This window comes from uncultured Imperialibacter sp., assembly GCF_963974565.1.
Lineage (GTDB): Bacteria > Bacteroidota > Bacteroidia > Cytophagales > Cyclobacteriaceae > Imperialibacter > Imperialibacter roseus.
Genome location: NZ_CAXBCJ010000020.1, coordinates 30,695 through 54,856, shown reverse-complemented (window position 1 = coordinate 54,856; position 24,162 = coordinate 30,695). Strand labels below are relative to the sequence as shown.

The 24,162-nt window shown below is 44.9% G+C and carries 18 protein-coding genes and 1 pseudogene; 7 read left to right on the top strand and 12 right to left on the bottom strand.

The window, feature by feature from the left end; translation table 11 throughout:
* Nucleotides 1–90: 90 nt before the first annotated feature.
* The 11 genes from AAC052_RS22375 to AAC052_RS22325 all read right to left on the bottom strand — a co-directional run bounded on the left by AAC052_RS22375 (nt 91) and on the right by AAC052_RS22325 (nt 9,478).
* Nucleotides 91–435, bottom strand: coding sequence for a cytochrome c (locus tag AAC052_RS22375; protein ID WP_339790132.1), 345 nt, complete (start codon nt 433–435; stop codon nt 91–93).
* Nucleotides 435–746 (bottom strand): hypothetical protein, encoded by a 312-nt coding sequence (locus tag AAC052_RS22370; RefSeq protein WP_339790134.1) that lies wholly within the window; start codon nt 744–746, stop codon nt 435–437. Before AAC052_RS22370 ends, AAC052_RS22375 begins: the two co-directional genes overlap by 1 nt.
* Nucleotides 747–757: 11 nt before the next feature.
* A complete protein-coding gene (locus tag AAC052_RS22365) occupies nt 758–1,927 on the bottom strand; it encodes a hypothetical protein (protein ID WP_339790137.1) in 1,170 nt (389 codons plus the stop codon).
* 12 nt (nt 1,928–1,939) lie between these two features.
* The gene (locus AAC052_RS22360) at nt 1,940–2,383 is read right to left on the bottom strand and encodes a cytochrome c (protein WP_339790140.1); all 444 of its coding nucleotides are present in this window, start codon (nt 2,381–2,383) and stop codon (nt 1,940–1,942) included.
* A 182-nt stretch (nt 2,384–2,565) separates the two neighbouring features.
* On the bottom strand, nt 2,566–2,928 hold the full coding sequence (locus AAC052_RS22355; RefSeq protein ID WP_339790144.1) for a hypothetical protein: 363 nt from the start codon (nt 2,926–2,928) through the stop codon (nt 2,566–2,568).
* A gap of 245 nt (nt 2,929–3,173) precedes the next feature.
* The gene (gene glgX, locus AAC052_RS22350) at nt 3,174–5,270 is read right to left on the bottom strand and encodes a glycogen debranching protein GlgX (protein WP_339790147.1); all 2,097 of its coding nucleotides are present in this window, start codon (nt 5,268–5,270) and stop codon (nt 3,174–3,176) included.
* Nucleotides 5,257–5,871: a DUF4136 domain-containing protein gene (locus tag AAC052_RS22345; RefSeq protein WP_339790150.1), complete on the bottom strand. Its 615-nt coding sequence runs from the start codon at nt 5,869–5,871 to the stop codon at nt 5,257–5,259. The genes glgX and AAC052_RS22345 overlap by 14 nt, the downstream gene beginning before the upstream one ends.
* Before the next feature lie 181 nt (nt 5,872–6,052).
* Nucleotides 6,053–6,325: a hypothetical protein gene (locus AAC052_RS22340; protein WP_339815562.1), complete on the bottom strand. Its 273-nt coding sequence runs from the start codon at nt 6,323–6,325 to the stop codon at nt 6,053–6,055.
* A gap of 814 nt (nt 6,326–7,139) precedes the next feature.
* Nucleotides 7,140–7,889 carry a helix-turn-helix domain-containing protein gene (locus AAC052_RS22335; RefSeq protein ID WP_339790155.1) on the bottom strand — a complete coding sequence of 250 codons (750 nt, stop codon included), beginning with the start codon at nt 7,887–7,889 and terminating at the stop codon, nt 7,140–7,142.
* A 78-nt stretch (nt 7,890–7,967) separates the two neighbouring features.
* The gene (locus AAC052_RS22330; RefSeq protein ID WP_339790158.1) at nt 7,968–8,483 is read right to left on the bottom strand and encodes a hypothetical protein; all 516 of its coding nucleotides are present in this window, start codon (nt 8,481–8,483) and stop codon (nt 7,968–7,970) included.
* Between the two features lie 488 nt (nt 8,484–8,971).
* Nucleotides 8,972–9,478 carry a hypothetical protein gene (locus AAC052_RS22325; RefSeq protein WP_339790161.1) on the bottom strand — a complete coding sequence of 169 codons (507 nt, stop codon included), beginning with the start codon at nt 9,476–9,478 and terminating at the stop codon, nt 8,972–8,974.
* An 803-nt stretch (nt 9,479–10,281) separates the two neighbouring features.
* On the opposite strand from AAC052_RS22325, the gene tnpB reads away from it, so the two are divergent.
* The 6 genes and pseudogenes from tnpB to AAC052_RS22295 all read left to right on the top strand — a co-directional run bounded on the left by tnpB (nt 10,282) and on the right by AAC052_RS22295 (nt 12,237).
* Nucleotides 10,282–10,539 (top strand): IS66 family insertion sequence element accessory protein TnpB, encoded by a 258-nt coding sequence (gene tnpB, locus AAC052_RS22320; RefSeq protein ID WP_339790163.1) that lies wholly within the window; start codon nt 10,282–10,284, stop codon nt 10,537–10,539.
* A gap of 304 nt (nt 10,540–10,843) precedes the next feature.
* Nucleotides 10,844–10,993, top strand: a complete 150-nt coding sequence (locus tag AAC052_RS22315) for a hypothetical protein (protein WP_339790166.1) — start codon at nt 10,844–10,846, stop codon at nt 10,991–10,993.
* Nucleotides 10,994–11,056: 63 nt separating this feature from the next.
* Nucleotides 11,057–11,413: a transposase gene (locus AAC052_RS22310; protein ID WP_339790169.1), complete on the top strand. Its 357-nt coding sequence runs from the start codon at nt 11,057–11,059 to the stop codon at nt 11,411–11,413.
* Between the two features lie 46 nt (nt 11,414–11,459).
* Nucleotides 11,460–11,909 carry a transposase gene (locus AAC052_RS22305; protein ID WP_339790172.1) on the top strand — a complete coding sequence of 150 codons (450 nt, stop codon included), beginning with the start codon at nt 11,460–11,462 and terminating at the stop codon, nt 11,907–11,909.
* A pseudogene (locus AAC052_RS22300) lies at nt 11,843–12,009 on the top strand (transposase); the annotation flags it as partial. The gene AAC052_RS22305 and the pseudogene AAC052_RS22300, both read left to right, overlap by 67 nt.
* Nucleotides 12,010–12,069: 60 nt before the next feature.
* Complete coding sequence (locus tag AAC052_RS22295; protein WP_339815572.1) at nt 12,070–12,237, top strand: transposase domain-containing protein; 168 nt, start codon at nt 12,070–12,072, stop codon at nt 12,235–12,237.
* 191 nt (nt 12,238–12,428) lie between these two features.
* Here the strand turns inward: AAC052_RS22295 and AAC052_RS22290 are convergent, their stop codons facing one another.
* Nucleotides 12,429–13,667, bottom strand: a complete 1,239-nt coding sequence (locus tag AAC052_RS22290) for a site-specific integrase (protein ID WP_339790175.1) — start codon at nt 13,665–13,667, stop codon at nt 12,429–12,431.
* Nucleotides 13,668–14,721: 1,054 nt separating this feature from the next.
* Between AAC052_RS22290 and AAC052_RS22285 the strand changes: the two genes are divergently transcribed.
* The gene (locus AAC052_RS22285; protein WP_339815561.1) at nt 14,722–24,078 is read left to right on the top strand and encodes a hypothetical protein; all 9,357 of its coding nucleotides are present in this window, start codon (nt 14,722–14,724) and stop codon (nt 24,076–24,078) included.
* The last annotated feature ends 84 nt before the right edge of the window (nt 24,079–24,162 follow it).

Genomic DNA, 24,162 nt, shown 5'->3' with positions numbered 1-24,162 from the left:
TATCAGGGTGTAACACCGAGGCATTATTTTCTTTTGCAGTGGGTTCCGGTTGTTCAGGTTCAACTGTTGCTGTCACAGTGCTCTTTGATTCTATATAGTCCAGTATTGCTTTAACTTCATCAACTTTAAAAGGAAAATCACCATAGGTACCATGTTGTACTGCTGAAAGGTGGCTACAGCCTGTTCGTCACCAGCCTTTACCATCGTCTGAGAGGACTGAATAAACTTCAAAAGCCAGCTTTCCTCATATTTTTCTGAGACTCCTTTGAGATCAGGACCAACCAACGGCCCACCGCCAATGGTATGACAGGCGGTACAGTTTTGAGTAAAAAGTAGTTCTCCATTTTGCGAGAAGGTCTTCGTTACTGTAAGAAAGAAAAGGCTTAAGAGTATAATCTTAACTGAAGAAACCGAATATCCCGATAACAGTCCCATTAGTTGGCTGACTTTAAGAACTCCACAACCTTTTCTGCCTCCACCCTGGTTAGCTGTGCCCGTATCTCCATATGTTTAACCGCCACGTCCCATTGCACATCACTAAAGGTGGCTGGAGAGGCAGTATTGTGACACCTGATACAGGACTCTGCCCATAGCTGAGCACCACTTTTCTGTAAAACGTACTCTGGTACCCCTTTCGTGGCACTACCAGCACTTATAACATTTTGCTGCGAGGCACATTGTGTAAAAACTATTGCTGTAAAAGCCACAACGGACATTAAGAGTAGTATTTTATTTATATCCTTCATCTTCTTTGGGTTTAAAAGCCAATTGTCCATTGAATATAAAAAGTGTTCACATCCAGTGCTTCAGGTTCCTCACCATCTTCAGCGTGTCCTCCGGTCATACTGTCCATTTGGTAAGCAAACTTGACGGCCGTCCTCCAATCAATCCAATAGTTTAGTCCTAATGCCAATTGTGTATTCTCTGACGCCCAAGGTGCTTCTTCAGGCGTATTTAACGTGGAATAGCGCCCAACAAGCTCCAGATTCTTAATGAATTGGCTTGGTCCAAAAGTGGGACGATAGCCAAGCTGAAAGAAGGTTGAGTTTGACTTGTTTTCGAAGGTATAGGACTCCATCACGCTACCTTCTTCAATAGTGTATGTGTGATCGTCAATATTGATGAAGTTGACTTGTCCTTTAAGATCGATAACTCCACCTAGAAAGGATACTTTTCTAACGTACGTCCAGTCAAAGGCATAGAGAAGGGCACCTAGTTCTTCCAGTTCTGATCCACGATTGCCGAGCTTAGCTGACTGAGCAGAAAAACCAATTTCAAGTGATTGATCCCTAAGAGGGAATATTCCTAAACGCCCTCCTATTGCCTTGTTATTGTTATTATCCTCATTCCCTTCGTGCACTATCATCCCTACTTCTTCTGCTTCATCCTCCCCATCCTCAATTCTCGGACCATTGGTAACATATACTGAGTAGTTAAACTTCACACCCCCAAGGTATGATGCACCTCTGATTTCTGCTCCCAAGTCAGAAGTGGGCAGTGTACCATCATGACCATACCCAAGTGGAACGGTAGGTAAACGATTAATCCAAGATGGATGCAGTCTATCGAAAAATATTCCAAATGGAATTAGAATTTCACCTGCTCTTAGGTTTAAATTAGGAGCAAGGCTATAGTTAACATTTGCGTATTCCAGAGCAACTTTAACCTCACCGTCCTCAACTTCAAATTCTAATTCTCCTTCGAAGAACAGTTTGTCAGATTGTTTGTAGAGAAACAGGGGTACAAACCGTGCATTCCCAAAGGTAGTTTCTTCATCATTGGACATAAACGTTGCATCAGAATAGCCACGCAGTAAAAATCGGCTGTTGCCTGGTTTGGGGTCGAGTATCCCAGATTGATTCTGTGCGTTTGATTCAACTAACACCAGTATGATCAACAAGGAGCTTAATAAGTATTTGTATTTCATAAGTCCAAAAATTTATTGTTTCAGTGTTCGCAAGTAACTGACCAATTGCCACCTTTTCTCTTCAGAAAGTGTGGCTTTGTAAGATGCCATTGGCGCTCTTCCCTCTGTGATTTTCCAGAAAATAGCTCCATCACTTTGAGCATGAAAGGTCGTTGTTGTCAAATTGGTAGGTTTTGGATTAAGTGCTGCTCCCGCTACTCCATCACCTTTGCCTTTGTCGCCATGACATATGGCACAATATGTTGCAAAAAGTTTCTTTCCTTCTTTTATTGCCTCTTCCTGCCCAAGCATCGGGTTTTTAAGTGTATCTGCCTCTACAGGTGCTTTCCATGGAGTTTGCAAAAATGCAAATAGTCCGACAATGAAAATTGTTAATATTCCTTTCATACCCTTCCTTTTAAAAATGCTACTTAATAATGATTTTTTATGAATCAACCATGTGATAAACTTATCCATAAAAAGCTCATGTCAGTTTACCTTATTTTGACTATGATTCAAGAAATCATGATAAGAAGTGAATTGCCAATCTTTTAATTTGTGTGATTCAGTTTCGGTCTCATAGCAACCCATTGTTGCCAAAAAAAAAGTGCCAGAAAGTCTGTCTTCCAGCACCGACAAGAAACAGACCAACAAATTTATCAATTAGATGTTTTCTCTTCTAAACCTTTGGTAGTGGCTAGCTTTCCTTCAGGTGTAAATTTAATTTCAACTTTCCTTCCATCCATTTTGCCGATATAGCTATAGTGTAATGGAATCGCCCGTGATGTTCCAGCAGTCCCCTGATCGGCCGGCTTATCCACGGTATGCTCAAAGTGGGCATACCATGCCCCTTTTTGGATATCGTTCTTGACTTGGCCAAACTCTGTCTCAAATGTTTTAAGTACTGCTGCAGGAACCTGGTTATTTTCAATTTTTTCGAACATGGTCATCGGAATTGTTTGTGCATATGACCAGACTGCACTAATTAACAGCATAGCAATTGTAAGTTTGAACGTTTTCATATCTGTAAAATTTGGTTTAAAAATTTATTGTAAAGACTCTCACCACCCGACGTGAAAGGTAGATTTCTAATTGATACATTCTCTCATTATTTTGTCTCAGTTAATTCTTTTTTTTTGAAATTTAAGAATACGGATCATTACTTCGTTTACCATATTTTGGCTATTATTTAAGGTATTTATTGGCTGGTAAAAGCAGAAATTCTTAAAACATAATGCAGTGTTTTTCTATTCATTCGAGGAGCCCTTCAATAAAGTTTTGACATCAGAATGGTCAATGAGCCTTGCATGACTTTACAGGTATTTTCGACCACCGGGCTCCTCCCAAACGGGCTAAATGAATCATCATGAAATGTATCTACGATCCTGTACCACTGATGATCGGTTTGGGGTAATTCGAAAGTCAAATGTTGGTGCCAGGCATTGACCATGAAATGGTATTGATAGTCTCCAAACTCTTCTTTGAGTTGATAGGCTAAGGAATGGGAATGGTCGCTCCAGTCCGGCCCAAAGAGTTTCACGCCATGCCAGGTGATGCATTCACTCCCTCTTTCAGGCTTTTCCCCCCAGAATCTTTCCATTCTGAATATCTTTTGGGACTGGTTGAACCGAATCAAATGCTGTACAAAAGTGAGCAAATCCTTGTTTTTCTCCACCAGGTTCCAGTCAAACCAACTCAATTCATTGTCCTGGCAATAGGTATTATTGTTTCCGCCTTGCGTACGTCTTACCTCGTCTCCCATTGAGATCATGGGTGTGCCCTGAGAAAACAAGAGTAACACCATAAAGTTTTTGATCTGTCTCAGACGCAAGGCTTCAATTTCAGGATCACAAGTTGGCCCCTCCACCCCATGATTCCAGGAATAATTCTCGTTACACCCGTCCCGGTTGTTTTCCCCGTTGGGCTCATTGTGCTTATGATTATAACTCACCAGGTCATTGAGCGTAAATCCGTCATGACACGTGACCATGTTGATGCTCCGGTTTGGATCCCGAAAGGGTTTGTTGTAAAGGTCAGGACTGCCAGCGATGCGATTTGCAAAATCACTGACAGCTCCATTGTCTCCTCTCAGAAAGCGCCTGATGTCGTCCCTGAATCGTCCGTTCCATTCGGCCCATTTGTCGCCGACGAATGATCCTACCTGGTAGAGTCCTCCTGCATCCCATGCTTCAGCTATGATCTTCGTGCTAGCCAGCACAGGATCGGATTCTATTTCCCACAGAATCGGAGGATTTTTCATTGGATTTCCATGTTCGTCTCGAGACATGATCGAGGCCAGATCAAAGCGGAATCCGTCGACGTGCATTTCGACCACCCACCTTCTCAAAGTGTCCATAATCAATCGGCGCACTACAGAATGATTCGTATTTAGGGTATTGCCGCACCCAGTAAAATCCATAAAACATCCCGATTCGCGATTTAAGATATAGTAGGTGTCATTTTGAAGGCCTTTGAAGGAGAGTTTTGGTCCAAACTCATTTCCTTCAGCGGTATGATTAAATACAACATCCAAAATCACTTCAATATTTGCCCTATGGAAAGCCTTTACCATATTTCGAAATTCATCCGCTATCACATTAGGGTGGTCACAAAAGCAGTACCCATTGTGTGGTGCGAAAAAAGCAATCGGGGAATAGCCCCAGTAGTTGGCGAGGGACTCGTTGACGGTATCCTGGCTATCAAACTGGACGACGGGCAATAGTTCAACCGTAGTGATACCCAGTTTTTTCAGATAGGGTATTTTTTTCACGATGCCCGTGTAAGTGCCTTGTTTCGACTTTTCTATTTTAGAATTTGGATTACGAGTAAATCCCCTCACATGCAATTCATAGATAACTGACCGTGAATAGGGGTGGTGCACATGTTGGTCACCATTCCAGTCAAACGCTTTCGGGTCAACTACAACGCATTTCATGCTCCGGCCATATCCTGGTTCCATTTGCCCAAATTCAATAAATGATGATCTGCGATATGTTTTTGGTGTAACAACTGCCCTGGCGTAAGGATCTAGCAGCAACTTGGACGGGTCAAACCTGAGCCCACTAGCGGGTTCAAAAGGCCCATGAACTTTGTAACCGTAAAGAGTACCCACAGGCAAATCGCTGATAAATACGTGCCAAAAATGGAAACTATGATTTGCGGAGGACTTAAGAGAGACTGTTTGAAAGGGCTCTCCATCGTCCTCGTTTTCAAAGAGGCACAGATCAATCCTTACCGCATTTTTGGAGTAAATACTAAAATTTACACCTGACATTTCCACTGTCGCTCCCAATGGGTTCGGATCTCCTATCGAAACCTCGTAGTTGGTCACCTTGTCTTTTTTCCTTTTGTCAATTGTTATCATTTTCCAGGACTTCTAATGGAAACTTCCTCATCATCTTGTGAATGGCTGGATGTAAATCCTCATATATTACCTTTTCGCCGTACAAATCCCCTTGAGCAACCCCTTCCCATATCACCTGGTTGGTTTGCCTATCGATGACCGTGAATTTGACGCCACCATGTATATATTGAAAACTTTCGGGTTTTAAATATAAATTCGAATGACCGGCTTTACTGGTGAGCTTTCGGCCAGTGTAATCAGGAGCCGGACCATAGTAATATCCAACATCGAAGAACTCCGGCAGATCATAAATTGGAGGTAAATTAATTTCTCTGGAATGACTGAGCCATTCGATACTCAGCAAAAGCTGGGGATTAACTGTGTCGGGTCTAAGAGCACGTTGGCTAATGCAGTGCCGAAAATAATTTCGGGTTCTTTTTCTAATAAAATCGTCTGCAGTCGCAGTATCACCTGGTTGGTCCGTTTCAGGTAGCCATGCGAATGACTTATATTGTCCAAAATCAACTTCCTTATTTTGGAAGACTTGGACTTCTTTATAAACATTGCAGGAAACGACCACCGCAACGATACCAACTAAAATGAGGCTATTTTTATAGATCATACTTACTTGATTTATCTTTTACATATCTCAAGAAGAATTAGCGAAAACCAGGCTAATTCTTCCTCAGTATAATGTATTTCCTTTGCTTGATTAACGGGCAGAAGCTGCCCATGTCTCATGAAGTTTTGACTAAAGTTTAACGAATTTCAACCCTACAAAAGCTTATCTTCAGCAAGCTCAATTACTTCATTTCAGTGACCGGTGCCAATTTTGCTGCCACTTGAATATTGATCACGGGATAATCGGAATGCTGCAAAAACCGATCTCCCATCCATTTGCTATCGATGCCGAAATACAGGTGAAAATCGAATGTCTCACTGGACTCGGCTTGGCTGAAGTCAAACTTTCCAGAGAGGCTCAGTGATTCTCCTTTCACCTTATTGAATATCCGTCCGTTCAACGAAAGCTGTAATACCTCTTCCTTATCGTAAAGAATTCCTGTAAGTGGGATCACAGTTTTTACGACAAACTCATGCCCGTTTTTCCTAAAAAGATGCCGATCTATTCTCCTGTTTCCAGTACTGAGGGCTGAACAACGGATAGTCACCCAAATCGTTTTAGAATCTCGATTGAAAATAACCTCTGCTTCATTGCTAGCCGCCCCTTCGAATGTGTCATGATATTTAAAATATGCATGGACGTTTCCCTTTTCGGTTGTATAATATTTCTGAGCAAAACAACCCGATAAAACCAGGGCAAACAGACCCGTAGCTAAACATCTAGTGAGCATTATTTGATGATTTTTATGATACAGTTTCATAGTCATCATTCACATAGCCACAATAGTTTGTTGAACTCGAAGTAGTCTAGTGCTTCACACCCATTTGTTGATCTGCATTGATCAATTTTTTCCTTCAATTCATTGTAAGAGGTGACTTCTCGTCGTGCCTCCCATTGAAAAATCTGGTTTCTTCTGGAATCCCAAATTGGGAAGATCAAGGGATCGTGAGCACATAGGAGATACGAGACGACGTACTTTATTTCACGAATGAATGACAAGTCCTCACACAAAATGTCAAATAGCTCAATTGTTTGTTTCTCAATCCCGGTCCGTACATCATCTCTAAGAAACCTCTCCTGGACCTCATTCAATCTGGTGTCAGGAATATGGTTGGTTAAATGAAGTGTACCAATTTTTGAGATGACACTTGCTCGGTCCCACAAACATCGATTTAATTGGATAAAGTGGAGCGTCCTGCGATCAGCTATAAAATAGCCCTGTATGGATTGAAATGTCTTCAATCCTGCATTTAAAGTCTTCATTTTAGCTATAGGTTTACAAAAGCATTATACTCCCGATGGCCTTCATGCATCCTCCCCAATCCATAGCTCCCCTTGGTACGCAAGTCAAGTGGTGCCAAACCTATTTCCTTTGGGAGTTCAGCTTGAGCCTCACCACAATGGCATTCCCTGCATCCGCATTCATCGGGCACTGGTTTTTCAGATATTGCCTTAGTAAAGGATTTTCTGACCTCTTCTTCCCATTTCGTTCTGTACTCCGTAAGGGACAAACCGGTGCATTTTTTGAATTGCCCGGACAGGTAGTAGATACTGCTGCACCCCACGGTGATGGCGATCTGACTAAAGTTGAGCTCACCCTGCTTGATAAGTTCCTTAACTTTATTGGTTCGCAGATCAATAAAGTACTGCTCAATGGTGATGCCGCAATATTGGCTGTATAGCTTGCTAAGCTGGTGATAATTCTTTCCGAGTTCTTTTGAAATGTAGTCGGAGAGCTTTTCTTTTCGGCCCAGCAAGTTGATATTCTCCATATAGCTACGGGCAGCCTCAGTGATCCCTTTGACGGTGAGTGCATTCTGGTTCCTGATCAAGCCCAGCTCAAGCTTCTCCAGCTTTTCATTGATCCGGTCAAGGTCAGGGAGCTCATTAGTTTTGAGGGTCGCATAACCTAGATTCACTTCAGTGAATGGTATGCCCATCTCAAGAAGGATCTGCTTAACCGCATGGATGCACCTGGGGCACACCATGTTTTTTATTTGTATTGTGATAGTTTGCATGACAATATTGATTTAACTAAAAAATGAGACATAGAATCTCCTACTCCGGAGGAATTCCGAATAATCAATATTGCTTATCTAGCAGAGGAAGGACTGATACAGAATGCGCCTAAAAGCCCCTCTTATGGGCGGGGAAAGCGAACTGTTTAGTTGAAAAAGACTTATGTTCTTATTGACAGAAAAAATTGTAAACCTGACGTCGCAGACGGCCACATAAAGTAATACGGGGACTTTCTCGGTTTCAAATTTCTGTACGTCATATTTGACGAGGCTGGCCAGCAGCAGGCTTGTCTCCTCATCACAGCATTCATCTTTGTCCTGCTGTTGTTGCAGATCGCTTTGATAGGCGTGTTTATCGTTATGATTTGCGTCATCTGAGCTGTGATCGGCATGGTGATTACTATTAATATCCGTATGACCATGACCACCTGTTCCTTCATGGTTATGGGCTACATCGGTGGATTTGCCTGAGTGCATTCTTATATCCAGAATGCCGAGATCACAGAGAGAATTGCAGACAAATACTCCCGAAAGAGCGACAACCAGGCTAAGAGCCAGTTGCATTTGTGCTTTACGTAATTTTCTAATGATCATGGATAATGCAAAAATTTAAAGAATTTATCAGATCGGTAAAATCCAAATTGATTGTAATGAGAGGGGTTCGTTGCTAATTAGGCTGCCTTTAGTATGAATGACTTGCTGCGATTTCCTCCAACCCATTGCATTTCAAATGTAGCGAGTCATTTTGCGGCATAGTATGACGTGTTTTGGCTGAGAAAATGATTTATATCATATCTAGGCAGGTCAGAGATTACGATCGTTGTCGGGGTATTATTACCTCAGTTGCTTGCAGGGGTTGTTGCAATCTGTTGCTGCCTACCCTGACCCATTCCACCAAAATGTAGGATGATAGAGAGCAAAAATAAGTATTTGAAGGTAAGCAGCGCATTGATTGTTACAGTGACTGATAGAAATGTGCATCACAAAGCAATTGCTTTGAGTTGATTTTCGTCCCTTCAAGGAGCAGTCTAAAATTACAAGCTCTGCTTACCGTTTAAACGTTTGCCGTGAACGGCTCCCGGTTATCTTTGGCCAGTGAAATACTGCGAGTAGCCCCCATCAGCACTCAGAAAATCAAACGTGTAGTTGAATGTCCTGGATTTTATATCGAAATTGCCGAAGTGCTCATCGCCGACGTCATGCTCTGCTGTCATATGCTGTTGCCAGGAGGTCCAGTTGCCCAGTCTTCCCATCATGTGATGATTGGCCGATATGTTGTGACCATACCGATTGCGGAAATCGCTGTCCGTGAAGCATGATCTCATAATATCTCCGTCGGGGTATAGTTCAAGGGAAAATGTGGTATCAACATCAGCACTGTAACAGTGAACCTCAATCGTATAATCATTAATTGAAGTAATTTCAGTCGTTGCCGACATTTCGGTCTGTAACAAGCTTGATCTCAGCGTCCCATTGTAGGTACCTGCCACTTGGCCCGATAGAACAGGGTGGTCTAGTTCATTGTTCATATGGCAGGAAACGATAGTTGATGCCGCCACAATAGCTAAAGCAATTTTTAAGGCTTTCATGTGCTTTGTATTTGATATTACATTTAAAATCACTAGCATTATTGATAACAAATAGGCCATGGATGCTTATGTTTACACATTGGAGCATACTTTCATGAATTCATTTCGTTTGCTCTTTCACTCGTCCGGTTGTTTTCTACTCCTTGCATGAAAATAACATGTCATCGCCATCTACTAAGCTCAAAATTACTAAGAATGTAAGCCCTCGTTTGTGACGAGGGTCAAATGCCGGGCATGATCTTGATCATTTTTAAAAGCAGTTTTGGCGTTTTGTTGGGCAATAAACATCAACCAAAGTTGAAGCACATATCTTGATATATGCGTTAGCTAGTTTGTTTCGATTACCTGTATCGATCATTTCCTGACCTTATCCATTTTTCTGACATTAACAATCGAGCCTCAAGGTATCCGTCCGATGAATCGCATATTTCAAAATTAGGCTAGTCTGGCTAATCTTGTGCCATGAAAAGGCATGACGACGAGCAGATGCTTGGCCTCTATGATCAGTAGCAGGAGTCTGGAAAAAGCAAGGCAGAGTTCGCAGCAATTCCGGGTATCCCTCTGGCAACTTTTTATTACTGGATCAGGAAGTTTGAAAAGGCTCACCTTGCAGACAGGCTCAGCTTCAGGTTTTCATCCCCTGCCTCCACCATCTTACAACAATAAGGGGGAGTTAATGGCCGCCATTCAGTATCCTTCCGGAGTTCGTCTGGAATTATACAGTTCTTTTCAGAATCTGGGCAGTTCCTATATCGGGCTACTAAAAAGCCTGACAGAGTCTACCAGACTGACAGGCAGGTAGTATGCTGGCTATATCCCATAGCTGTTGTTACTTTTTGTACCGATCCCCCAGTGACATGCGCTTCGGGATCTACTCTCGTGCTGGCCTGGTTGGCAGTGAGCTAGGCCGTGATTCGCTGAGATGTTTTTGTTTTCTGGGCAAGCGTGGTAATCAAGTTCGTTGGCTACAATGGGACAGGGACGGATTTGCTCTTTACATCAAAAGACTGGAGCGGGGCACTTTTGAACGGTCTGCCGCTGCGGTGGCCGACGGGCGATAAGCCAGCCATTACAAGCCATTAGCTGACCCTGCTCATGGAGGGGGTAACGCTGAAAACAGTGCGCCTACGCAAGCGTTACAGCGCCTTAAAAACAGCGTAAAAACAGACTAAGTTTTAGTATTAAAAAGTGCCTATAAATAGCTGAAATGCCGTTTTAGATGCATGGAAAACACAGCGACAGGCCCGGTCGGAGACTACAAAAAACTCTACGAAGAATCGCTGTTGATCATCTCCAAAAAAAGAGGAAGAACACCTCCAAATTGTCTCTTCTAAAGACAAGCAGATCACCCAGCTTCGTTTTGAGTTGGATAAATTCCCCCGATACCTTTTTGGCAAGAAGAGCGAAAAGCTTCCAGTGCAGGATGCTGACCTTTCTCAAATGAACCTCTTTGACCTGGGCACCACACAGGAGCAACAAGAGGGGCATTCCGGACAGGCAGTAGTTGTTGCTTAAAAGAAAGCCCCAAAGAAGCGAGCCAAGGGAACAGGCCGTATGCCATTGCCTGAAAACCTGCGTATGGAAACCATCGTCATTGAGCCATCAGAAGTTGTAAGTGGCTGTGTTAAAATAGGTGAAGAGGTCCCCGAGGTGCTTGACCTTGTCCCTGCAGAGTTTTATGTAAAGCGTTATGTACGCCCTAAATATGCCAGTCCAAACGGCCAAGGCATTGCATTAGGCCAGATTCCAGACCGGGTGGTTGAGAAAGGCATCTCTTCAGACCGGGTTATTGCTCAGATGATCCTTGATAAATACGTATACGGCTTACCCCTTCACCGCCAGATAGACAAATACCTCAGACTGGGGGTCAATATCCCAGCTTCTACAGCTTCCGACTGGATGATGAAAGGGTGGAAGCATTTGGCTCCGATCTAGGAGCGAATCAAGCTACTGGCGATCAACCAGAAATATCTACAGGTAGATGAGGCATCTATTAAGGTGCAAGGGTAAGCAGGACAAAAACGGCATCCACAAAGGGTCCATGTGGGTCTATATTGCTCCTGCCGAAAAATTGGTGTTGTTTGATTACCAGAAAGGCCGTGACAGAAGCGGCCCCAAAGTGGTGCTGGCCGGATATTCAGCCGTTATTCAAACTGATGGTTTTTGGGGGTATGAAAGCTTGTACAGCAATCATGCTCAGGTTATGTTAGAGTATCGCATGGCTCATGGCCGACGTAAGTTGTTGGGGGACGCCCAGTCATGCGCTGAGCTTATGAGCCAACTCTATAAACTAGAACAGAGCATGCGTGATGAAAGCCTCCCTTGGGGCAACGCACAGAGCGGAGGCAGCAAGAGGCTGTCCCAGTGCTCAACAAAATTGAAGAGCGGACGAAAGGGCATGAGCAAACCATTTTGCCCAGCAGCCCGTTAGGCCAAGCCATCGCCTACAGTTTGTCCAGATGGAAAGGCTTATCTGCCTATGCACAACATGGGCAAATAGAGATTGAAACAATCTTGTGGAAATTGCCATCAGAGCAGTGGCGGTAGGCAGAAAGAATTATCTATTCGCTGAATCACATGATGCTGCCGATATGACCGCTGCCATGTATTCCTTTATGACCACCTGCAAGAGGAATGCGATCAACGAATTGCTATGGCTCACCGATGTGCTCGAAAGAATTCAGTCGCAAAAGCAAAAGAACCTCTACCAGCTCCTGCCTAATATCTGGGAAATGTACAAACCCACCCAGTCAGCATAGCTAATGGGTTTACTGGACGGATACGTTGGACTAAATTTATTTGCTGTGGGTAGCTGAGATACTAGTATTACTAACCCCGCCCTCAAATACGCACAAACAACCTCCAGCAACCCACAGGCATCGGTTTCGATTGCCTTTTGTAACGGATGGTAGTCAAAAAATGCAAACAAGCTCAAATTCTTGCGGTGTGGCTATAGATTTCCAAAAACCATATCATTATACCTGTCTAGCACTTCGCTACCAAAGGAATCAAGATAGGTCTGAGTCTGCTGCTCTGTCGCATGACCGAGGCCTTCTTGAATACCTGCAGTAGGTATGCCTTTTCTTTTGCTGAGCGTTGCCCAAGTATGGCGGGCGGAGTAAATAGTGAAAGTTTTTATCTCAAGTTGGCCTGCTAATTCCTTTAAGGTCTTATTTAGCTTTCTTCTTCTGTTCTCAATCTTTAGAGGTATCCGGTTGCCTTCATCCTCCGGCTTAAGGATGGGAAATAGGTACTGATTTGATTTGTAATTAAGGTCGCCATTCAGGTTTTGAAGAATCTGCCTGACTTGCGGAATAACCTTAACACTAAATGGCTTGCCTGTTTTGTGCCTTTTATAATTAATGCGCTCAAAATCTCCTTCTATATCGCTAATTTTCATTAGGGCCATGTCCATCCAGTTCACACCTCTTAAATAGATACTAGCCAAATAGAAGTCCCGAGCTTTCGAAAGGGCACTCCCTTTTTTAAGATTAGCGCCAATGATCGTTTTCAAATCCTCTTCCTGGAGTGCTCTGCGAAATGGCTCTGATTTCCGGATAGTATATTGCTTAAAAGGATAAAGTTCCTCTTTCACAATACCATGCTTTATCGCCTTATTGAAAATTGCTCTGAGTGTTCTCATGTAAACTCCCAATGAGCCCCTGTTGGAACCTGCTGCCAAGTGGGTCTTCTCAAGATTTCTCAAAAATGCATAGTTGATGTCTGCAAAATGCAACGCACTCTTGCTTCCGTGAAATTTGATGAGTTTGTTCTTCAGGTCTCGCAAAGTTCTCGCTGTTCCCACTCTCCCCTCCTCAATCAGACTTTGCATCTCCATGTCAATAAAGGATAAAACAGTGTATGTCTCACTAGGCTTTGCATAAACAAGCTCCTTGATATCAACAGCCCTCAGCCCGTGAAGCTTTCCGGCTGTCTCAAGCCCAACAATCTTATCCATTAGCTCTGCTTTGTCCTTGGCCAGCTTATTATTGAATCTTGTCGTGTTAGTCAGCGTTGTGGAGGTGCTTCGCACAATCTCCTTTTTTTGATCCCACTCTTCTTTAGTTAAGTGAAACCCTGTGGGAATAAAGGAGTCGGACCTGTTATAAATTATCCTTAGTCGAAGCTGGTACTTTCCGCTCTTGAGTTTGGTTCGTGTATCAATACTATACCTTAATGTGATTGCCATATTTTTTCGCCAACATTTCGCCAACAATTTATGATTTCATTTGGAAAGAAGAAAGTAAAATATTGGTTTTAATAGAAATTAGAAGGAATTTATATCCAGATGAAATCATAAAATACCTGACTCATAATCAGGTGGTCCCTGGTTCGAGCCCAGGTGGGCCCACTAAATTTAGAAACGAAAGCACTTCTTCATCGAGAGGTGCTTTTCTTGTTTTGTACATTACTCTGGGCGAGAAGTCTATCCGCCCACCGGCGGAAGCCCAGGTGGGCCCACAACTGATAATCAAGCACTTACAAATGAAAATCGTAAGTGCTTTTTTATTGTCGCCAACAATTGAGGGATTTTGGATCAAGCGGAAAACCTGGGGTATAAAACTCAAAAGGAACGTTATTCGATTCAGCAAATAGGCGGCAATAAAAAAGCAAAACTGGTTCAATGCGTCTCGCCCGGCCGGGCGTCTCCAGTCGGACAGGCTTGGGCCTTTTGCTTTTTATGACCACTTGGGATATTGGGTTTAAAGGGTAATCTCCAAGAAATATAGATTTACCTGTAACTACCCCAATCAAGGTCATTTCCCTGATTCAAATTCTCCTGGAAAAATAACTCAGCGATACCGGCATAAACCTCCCCTAAAACAGGTAGAAATAGTCCCATTTCCGTACCAACGACAGACGATCAACTAACTGATGTAATATTTCTACCATTTTTTATGGAAAAATGAGCGTGTTACTTGAATCATTAGCTAAGCTGGCGGGCTCAGAATCAGCTCATCGTTTCCAAATTCAGTACTTATGTTCAAAATATAACAATCTCCGCACATCTTATCAAAGCTCAAAATCTTAGTGTCGCCAAAAATCAAGACATACTTTTTCGATAATCAAAACTCATTGTCATGTACTTTTTTGTCCGAAAATTCGACGAATACTGGCAATTCTTCTACCAACTGCTCCGGCACTATATTAGAATTGTCTAATTTTGAATGTAGTATTATAAACTTACCCTTTTAATCCGCTTTTGATACCTTTTCCGATTTAAGTAAGTCATTCTAGCTTCTATGAGAAATGTTTTTGTCGCTGCCACCTTCCTTTCATTACTTGGCGCATTTTCCAATACCTACGCCCAAACCGGCCCGGCGGGCATTGGTAGTGGCGATGGTTCAATTGCTCCCCGAAACGTACTGTGGTTGAAAGCCGATGCAGGTATTACCCAGTCAAGCGGTAAAGTAAGTGCGTGGGCCGATCAATCTGGCAACGGGCTGAATGCTGCCCAGGCAAATGGCACATGGCAGCCAACCTATACTGCAAGCAATTCCAACCTGAACAACAAGCCATCCATTAATTTTGGACCAACGGGCAGCACCAACTATAATTTGGCGGTAAATGACAATTCACTGCTGGATTGGTCGTCGGCTATGAGTTTCTTTTTAGTAATAAGAACCGAAAATAGCGGCGTCCAGGGGATTTTAAACAAAAGAACGGGAGTTGGAGCCAATCAGTCTTACCGACTATTTAGAAACTCCGGCAGCATCAGTGCCGATATCAGCGATGGCGGTACGGCCAATGTAAGCGTCACCGATAACACCAATTACGTTATCTCAACCACTTATGATCACACGCTGGCCGGCAACAAGTTCTTCCTCAATAGAAACTCTGTAACAAGCAGTGGCGCCAATGTAACAACTCCTTTGCCAGACAATGCATCACCATTATATATTGGAAATTTCAACCTTAGCGACAACCGAAGCTTTCCAGGCGATATTGCGGAGGTCATCATCTACAATGGAGCAGTAAGCGCCCCGCAAAGGGTCATTATTGAAAACATGCTTGGTCACAAATATGGGATCAACCTGACCACAAACGATATTTTTGGCAACCTGGGCACCTACAATACTTCTTACTTCACTCAATACAGAGGACTGGGGACAGTAGACGGCACCGTCAAGGTGACTTCTGCCACTTCCGACGCATTGCAGATAAGAGAAGTAAACAGCTCACTGGACGCCGGAGAGTTTGTTGCTTTTGCTCACGATGGCACAGCACATGCCGACGGGCTTGCCACCCAAATCGGAGCTGGTGTTACCTCACGTTGGGCAAGAAGTTGGTACGCAGAAGTAAGCCAGTCTGGGGTAGTCAACGGAGGCGGTGTCAATGCAGAGTTACTTTTCGACTTTGGCGATGCCGGACTCACCTACTCAGGTAACCTCAACGAATATGTTCTGCTTTACAGAAGTGATGTCTCCGCTAATTTCACGAGCATATATGTGGACAAATATTCTCTTGAAAGTGGCGATAAAGTGGTGGTTTCTATTCCGGCCTCAAGGTTTAAATCCGGATATTATACATTAGGGAAAGGAACTCAGCTTACATCGAAAACATGGTATGTGTTTCAGGACGGCGACTGGTCGAATTCAGCTACCTGGACGCTGGACGCTTCCACAGCACCTATCGTAAAGAACCCCGGCAACAACATCCCTGGTGCCGAAGACGATGTAATTATCAGACCAGGCAGAACGGTGACCGTTCAGCCAGGCACAAATAACATAACCGTCAATTCTATGGAGGTGCGTGGCAACCTGTATCTTACAACTTCCACTGGTCACAACTTCAAAACGATAAACGGCAACGGTCAGATCAGGCTTCAGGGAAATGGCGGCACCACCAACTTCCCAGCGGGTATTACAACAGGGAATATCGGCTTTTCTGACCCCGACAACGGCGGAACTTTGATCATGGCTGGCGCAGGGGACATGACATTAGCAGTTGCAAGAACCTTCAAGAATCTGCGGATCGACAAAGCAGCGGCCACTGACAAGGTCATTCTCGCTTCCAACTACAGCCTCTATGGAACCCTCACCGTTAGAAACGGAAAGTTTCAGTTTGGCGACGGCACTACCACAGCCAGAAGCCTCACCGTTGGCGGCGACGTAATAGTGGAAGACAACGGCAGTACCAGGATAGGAAGCATAACTACAGCAAATGCCAACGCTACTCATTCATTTACCATTTCGGGCAACTTCACCAACGATGGTCAGTCATACTTCACTAACCGGACAGACTTTGCTTCCTTGGCGGCCAGATACAGCCCATCGACAGCCTACTACACTACGGACGATGTAACGGGCAGGGTCAACACCTTTTTCAATAGCGCCACCAAAGATCAGACCGTCGACTGCAACAACCTGACCTATTTCTCAAGAATTGTTATCGACAAAGGAACAGACGAATCCTTCACGCTTTCCATTCAAGCGCCGGACAGTGCTTATTTCCGATTGCTCGGAAGAGCCAACTACGATGTCAACTCGGACATAACTGCGGCAACATCCAACCTGAACGCTTTCGCCCTTATCAAAGGAACGGTAAAACTGGGGGTTAACGTAGCAGTCCCTGTAATTAATACTACCGGAAATTACTCAATCCCAAAAACGGCAAAGCTTCAGATTGACGGAGGGTTTGTGGCCAAAACCGGCGGCACGGCCATTGTGCCTTATGGAACTGTAGAAGTTACGTCAGGAAAGCTAATAGCTTCCGTTGGAAGCGGCTTAACTCTGAGAGACGCCGGAAAGCTGAAAGTCGATGGTGGTACTGTTTATATGGCAGCGTTCAGAACATCGGTAAACGGCCTTTCTGCTCAAGGAACGTACGAACAAAATGGTGGTACTGTTACCATCAATGGCGGCGGGTCAGTCAATGCTGACTACGCCCTATTCTCCCTTACCTATACAGGTAATGTATTTGTAATGACCGGTGGCGATCTGATTGTGAATGGCAGAAACAATTTAGGCACCTCCAGCCTCAGAGGAAGTATATTTATCAACTGCGACCCTGGTAATCAGGTGGTAACTGGTGGCACGGTCACTTTCCAGTCAAGCACAACCACCGAATACCGAGTTACATCCAGGGCTCCTTTCTACAATGTAAAAATGAGAGCTACCGCAGCTTCAGTGGGCAATATCGCCCTCATCGGCACTACATCAGGTACCGGAGGAGGCTTAGATGAGCCATCCGTCACTGCACAGCCTCTGGTAGCACTTAACGACCTCATAATCCACGGATACAGCGACACCTATCACAACAACCCGCTGGGAAACTACCCCGTTGTATTTGCACCTATCACATCTGCTATCAATAACAATGACGTATATGTTGGTGGCTCCTTCTATATTGGGAGAAACTCTACTTACCAGGCTGTGTTTGGGGGCGTTGCTCCTTATGACGGTATTGCAGATCTGCCAACAAGTTATAACACTACCTTTTTCAATCAGACGATTGGCACTTCTACTGTCGACACTGTCTACTACGGGGTAACGAACGGAATCGGGCAGCTAGAAACTGGTAGCGTGGTGCTCAACAGAACCAGCGGCAATGAGCTCAGGCTGGTGGCGAGAACGGGAAACACTGGTGGAATCAGACTGGACGTTAACGGAGACATTTCTGTGCTATCCGGAACGATGGATCAAAATGCTTATACGCTGAGGATTTGGGGAGCTATCACCAACAACGACCGTCTGGGAACTTACTTCAGCGCAGGCCCATACCCAACAGCCTCTGGCACACCCCCCACCGCACAAATTCGCTTCAGAGAAGACCCGCCAGTTACCATCACTACGACGAATGATGCAATCTTCGGAAACATCAGGTTCAACGTGGGGGCGGCTACTACAGTCGAATTGAATAGCGATGTTCTTTTCGAAAGAGTAGAATACCTTAACGGCAGGGTTTATGTAAAAAACCACACTTTGACCATTGATGAGATATGGAACATCAACAATGGCGGAGGAAACTTCTTTAATAGTGACGTAGCCAACACAAGCGTCATTAGAGTAAACAACGAAGGCATTACCGGAAACATCCTCGTCTTTACCGACGGAAACCCCAGTGATGGTGGCCTCAAGCTCAAGGTAAGAGGCAACACGATAACAGAAGATGAAACGTCGAGGCTAAACAATACCGCCCCTATCACTTTTCCGGTTGGATTTACGCTCGATGGTGGTACTACTTTCTACTCGAGACCAGCCCAAATGAAAGTGAAGGACTTTTCCGACGATGGCTATGTCCAGATCAACGTAGTCTCAGGCGAGCTGCAATTAACGGATCTGTCGGGAGGACAAGTACTTCAACACTACTGGAGAGTGAGGCACAGTGACTTTACGGTAGTACCAAATGTGGCTTTTCGCTTCTATTACAGGGCAGCAAACAGTGTAACTGCTGGTGTAGACCGGCCTAGCTTAGAACCTGCGGGTTTAGAGGAAAACTATGTGCCTGGCTATGTTCTTGATGAGACGCCCTTTACAAGGGCCTACGAGTCTAACCCTGTAAGTGACCTGACGGACATTGTCACATCTGCTTATCAAAACACAAACCAAAACAATGCTACCCGCTACATCACTTTTAATGGAACAAGTACCGGAGGAGAGTTTTCTCAAGCAGGCTTTGTAGGTTTTCCGTTGGCCAATGCGAATTTTACTGCGGGAGAGACTTCAAGATTTGCGGGCACACCTCTCGTGTACTACACGAAGGGTCGTGACCTTACGGGCACGCAGCCGAGATGGGAAACTGCCAATACCTGGACCCGCTCTGATCAGCCTGGCTTCAACAGCGCCAATCCACACCTAAGTACCAACCCTGATTCACCCGCCACCCCAGGGCCCGGAGACGTTGCAATTATTGGCTTTTTCCCTTACGACGACCCTAAAACTACCTACCGGGGTTACCCCCACTCTGCAAGAATAGAGACCGGTAATCTGGAGGCAGCGAGGCTTATCTTCCAGCAAATGACAGATGGGTCGGGCAACGCTCCTGTGGCCAGAAAATACCTGGCGGAACTTGGGGGTGTTAACATCTTCCAATTTAGACCTACTTTGACATGGAGTTCTACCGGAATAATAGCTGCGAAAACAATTGAGGGAGAAGGCACAATACGAATACGTGGATTCGGACCTGACACAAGAAAAGACCCTAGTTTTGCGAGCATAGATATGGGAGATTTTGTTTCACAGGATTCCGCCTATCTTTTGTATGAGGGATACGAAACTTACACTATCAACAATATCCCAGACGAAATGCCCAACCTGATGATAAGCACGGATGGCTGGGGAGTTAATGACAGAGAACTGACGATTACCAAAGATTTTACTACCAACCAAAATCTTGAAATTCAAGGAAATTCCAATCTCATTCTTGGAAATGGAGCCGGCGGCAATGCCACGATCAATGGCAATTTGTACCTGGCGCCTCTGGTTTCTAATGTTGGAGGAGGAGAGCTAAGGCTGCAAAACTCGGGAACAGCCCGCACAGTTACTGTGGCCGGAAATGTCTATGTGGGTAATTCATCGGGGGCGGCAGCTACTGGCGGTAGCGTGATCAGGGCACAAAGTGGTGGCACAGTTAACCATAGTTTATTGGTAGGCGGCAACATAGTGCTAAACACCACAGGCAGCAACACCACTATTACTCCTAACGGCAATGGGTTGATCTTCGGAGGAAATGGCGAGTCAAATATCCATCTCACTTTGAATGGAAACATTTCAGGGTCACTCACCACAACTAGTGGCAATACCCCCCAGCTGTACAGAATAGCCATCAATAAGAAGGAAAACCCATCTGCCAGCTTCACATTTAATGACAATTTTACACTAAGCGGTGCAACCAATACTGCGGCCAAGGCCATTGAAATAGTTAATGGGAAACTTGTATTGAATGACCCACTAATCGATGTGACACTCTCAAGTGGAGGCGGTAATTTCCTTCTGCCGAATTCCCTCAATACTGAAGCGACCTCCGGATCTGGCGGCTTAGAAATCCAACAAGGTGTAGCCAGGGTAAACGGCGCCAACACTGGTATTATACTTGACGGACCACTCGTCATCAGTGGCGGCTCGCTGAACATGGATGGCGGCGTTGGAGTCAACAACTTTATAGAGTACTCAGCTTCTGGAAATGCATCCATCGAACTTTCTGCAGGCAATCTGACAGTAGGTTCTCAGGTAAGGAGAAGCACCACATCAACTTCGGACATTCTTAAGTACACGCAAACTGGAGGTGTTGCAGTATTTGGAAAGAACGCAGTTCCAACCACCACAAGGGGAGTATTTGAGGTGATCAACCCCGGAAGCGAGTTCAATCTTGATATTGACGAAGCAGCAGGAGAGTCTTTTACCGTAGTTCGCCACCTCAACTCAACATCGGTACCAACAGTTCGACTTTCCCCGGCTACAAGCAGTATAACCGATGGCTCCACAATTACTCTTGGAAATGCAGATACGCCCGCTTCGCAAACGAACTTCGGCATTTACTCCAGCATCAATCTTGAAACACTGCGGATTGGGTCTGCCAACGTGACGGCTAAAATATACACAGCACCGCTCACCGTTGACAACCTGTCCATCACTACGGGGAGTACATTTAATGCCAATGGCCTGGATCTGACGGTAAATGAGGGCATTGTAAACGATGGTACATTTGTTTCGGCTGGCACGATTGCCAACAACCAAACGACCTTCTTCCCAACCTCTTCCACTGGAACGATATCGGGCTCTGGAACTACCACTTTTTGGAATCTTGAAAAGTCAGGATCAGGCTCACTTGTACTTGCAAAGTCCGTGACTGTTGCAAATAATGCCGACATCCTGGCTGGCACGCTGAACACTTCCACTTACGCCTTCAACATTAAGAAGGATCTACTGCACGACGCCACACATATAAGCGCAGCAGCAGGGCCTGGAATAGTTTTTAATGGGACAGAGAAACAAAACCTTGGCAGGTCTTCTTCAGGACTAAGCTATTTTGGGGTTGTAAACCTTAATAACGCAGCAGGGCTTATCATCACTGATACTGACGAAAACTTTCAGGTAGACCAAAAGCTCGTTCTCACCACCGGAGTACTTGATATTGGAGGTAACCTTCTTATCATTCCTGAGACGTCAACCATAGAAAATGGAAGCGGTGGAAAAGCCTATACAGACTTTAACGTGCACAGGATGATTCAGACCAACAGCTCCATTAAAGACTTTGGCTTGAGAAAGATTTTTCCAACGATTACAGCAGGCAACACCACTTTCACCTTTCCAGTCGGTCTTACATCATATACGCCAGCTGTGATAACGGTGAACGATATTTCTGCCAGCTATATTACCCTCAGGCCGGTTGCAGATTTGGCCCCCATTGCCGAGGACGCAGAAACGGCTGGAGCCTGCACCGATCCCGAGATAGTTGACTCCGACAACGTACTGCAATACTATTGGATTATCAAATCGAGCGGCGTAACAGGCCTCAATGGCACGCTGGAAATGTATTATGATGCAGCCGACTTTTCGGTAACCGCCCCCTATACAGTAGCCAATTACGGGCCTGCAAGACTTTATAACCTTGGATCATTCTGGGACAAAGTATTTACGGAGTCTGAATTTGACGAAAACAATTTGAGAATCGTCTACCCTCTCAATTCCAATACTGACGGAACCCTTGAGGGTATATATACTGCTGGTGTGACCTTACAGAACAATGGCTCCTCATTGCTCTGCGGTGCCGCCATACCTGATATGGTTCCTTCCTTTACAACATACGAACTGGCTTCGTCTGGCAATTATTACAGCGACGCCTCCTACCAGGAGGGGACGTCACCAGCCCCTGGCTCCTCGTCAGATATTGTCGTTAAGTCTGGCTACACCCTGGTTCTGAATTCCAATAATATCCGGATCAGGAAAACGACAATTGAGGCGGGTGCAACACTGGAAATTGCCTCAGGTTTTTCCAACCACAACCTCGGCTTTGTAGCCGGTGCCGGCACCTTGAAACTCACCTCTGACGGAAGTTCTGTAGCGTTCCCCACAGGAGACTATCAGGAATTCTTTCCGGATGCTAATTGCATTGGCGGAGGCGGCCTTGAGTTTGCTGGTAGTGGTTCTTACGCTGTGCTCAACGATATACCAAATGTCAGAAGGCTGGTTTTTTCCGGCGCCGGCGACAGGACTGTACCCAATAACAATACACTTAAAGTGTGTGAAGACCTGGAGATACTAGGAACAGTTAAAGTGGTGGTTCCAGACGGCAATAATTCGACTTCAGTGTATGGAAACATATACAAGTCCGATAACTCAAGCTTCGACAATGGTGGTGGAGCAAGCAAAATAGTACTGAGAGGCCCTGCTGCCCAGAGTGTGTCAGGCAACTTCACTGGAACCAATGCATTTAATAAACTTGAAATCAATAATGCAAACGGAGTCACCATTGTCAACAACACTGACGCCGCCAGGGGAATTAGTGCCAATGCAGATGTGGATGTAGATGGACAGCTTATCTTCACAAATGGACTCATAACTACCAATACCGATAACACGCTTAGATTAACACTTAATGGCACATTGTTTGGGTTTAGCTCAGCCAGGTACGTGAACGGGCCGTTTGTGAGAGTGCTGCCACCAAACGTTTCATCCTACACCTTTCCGGTGGGTAAGGGATCCAGAAGCGGTGAAATGCAAATCAAGGCCCCGACTGGCTATGTAGGCACCAAGGATTGGATAGTAGAATATTACAATGGAGGAGCGTCCGCCATTGGCCCCGTGACAGCAGTTGACCCTGCCGACGGCATTGTGAAAGTGAGCGATAATGAATACTGGATGATCAGTGTACCCTCACCTGCCAGTTCAAGCGTTAAACTGTCATGGACAAGCCAGTCTGATGTTCAAAGTACCATCAGCAATCTTAGAATGGCATTTTGGTCGGGAACCCTGTGGGACATGATCACCACCACGAGCGCTCCTAGCGGCTCGCCAACAGGAGGCTCAATGACTGCCGGACCCCTTAGTTATAGTACCAAGTTCGTGACTTTTGGCACGACCGACGAAGATACAACCCCACTCCCGGTCGAATTTTTAAGCTTTAGCGCTACTGAGTTAAATGGCGTTGCGATACTCGACTGGGCCACAGGCTCCGAAACTAACAATGATTTATTCGAAATTGAGCGCTCTGAGGATGGCATGGTGTATCAGAAAATTGGCGAAGTAAACGGCGCTGGTACCACGACCAACAGGCAGGATTATGCGTTCACTGACTTCCAGCCATTCTGGGGAACATCCTACTACAGGATCAGGCAAATTGACTTTGATGGCCAGTTTGACTACAGCAAGGTTGCTTCCATCAGGATTCAGAAGGAAACTCCTTCCATCAATGCATACCCCAACCCGCTCCAGTCGGATATAAATATTGCTGCCAGGGGTCTTGAGAAAAACTCTCCGATATACTATTATATGACCGACCTCAATGGGGCTTTGATCTTGCGAGGCGAAGGGTTAGCCGACAGACGTGGTGACTTTTTCAGCGCTATCCTTCTGCCGGGAAATCTCAGTGCAGGCATTTACGTTTTAGTACTCGAATCGAAAAATCAAACGCAAAGATTCAAGCTGCTCAAAAAGTAGATTTTATATAGTAACGTCAGTTCTCTTTTGGGGCTGCTTTCCGAATTTTAAAGAATCGGAAGGCAGCCCTTTTCTTTGATGGTT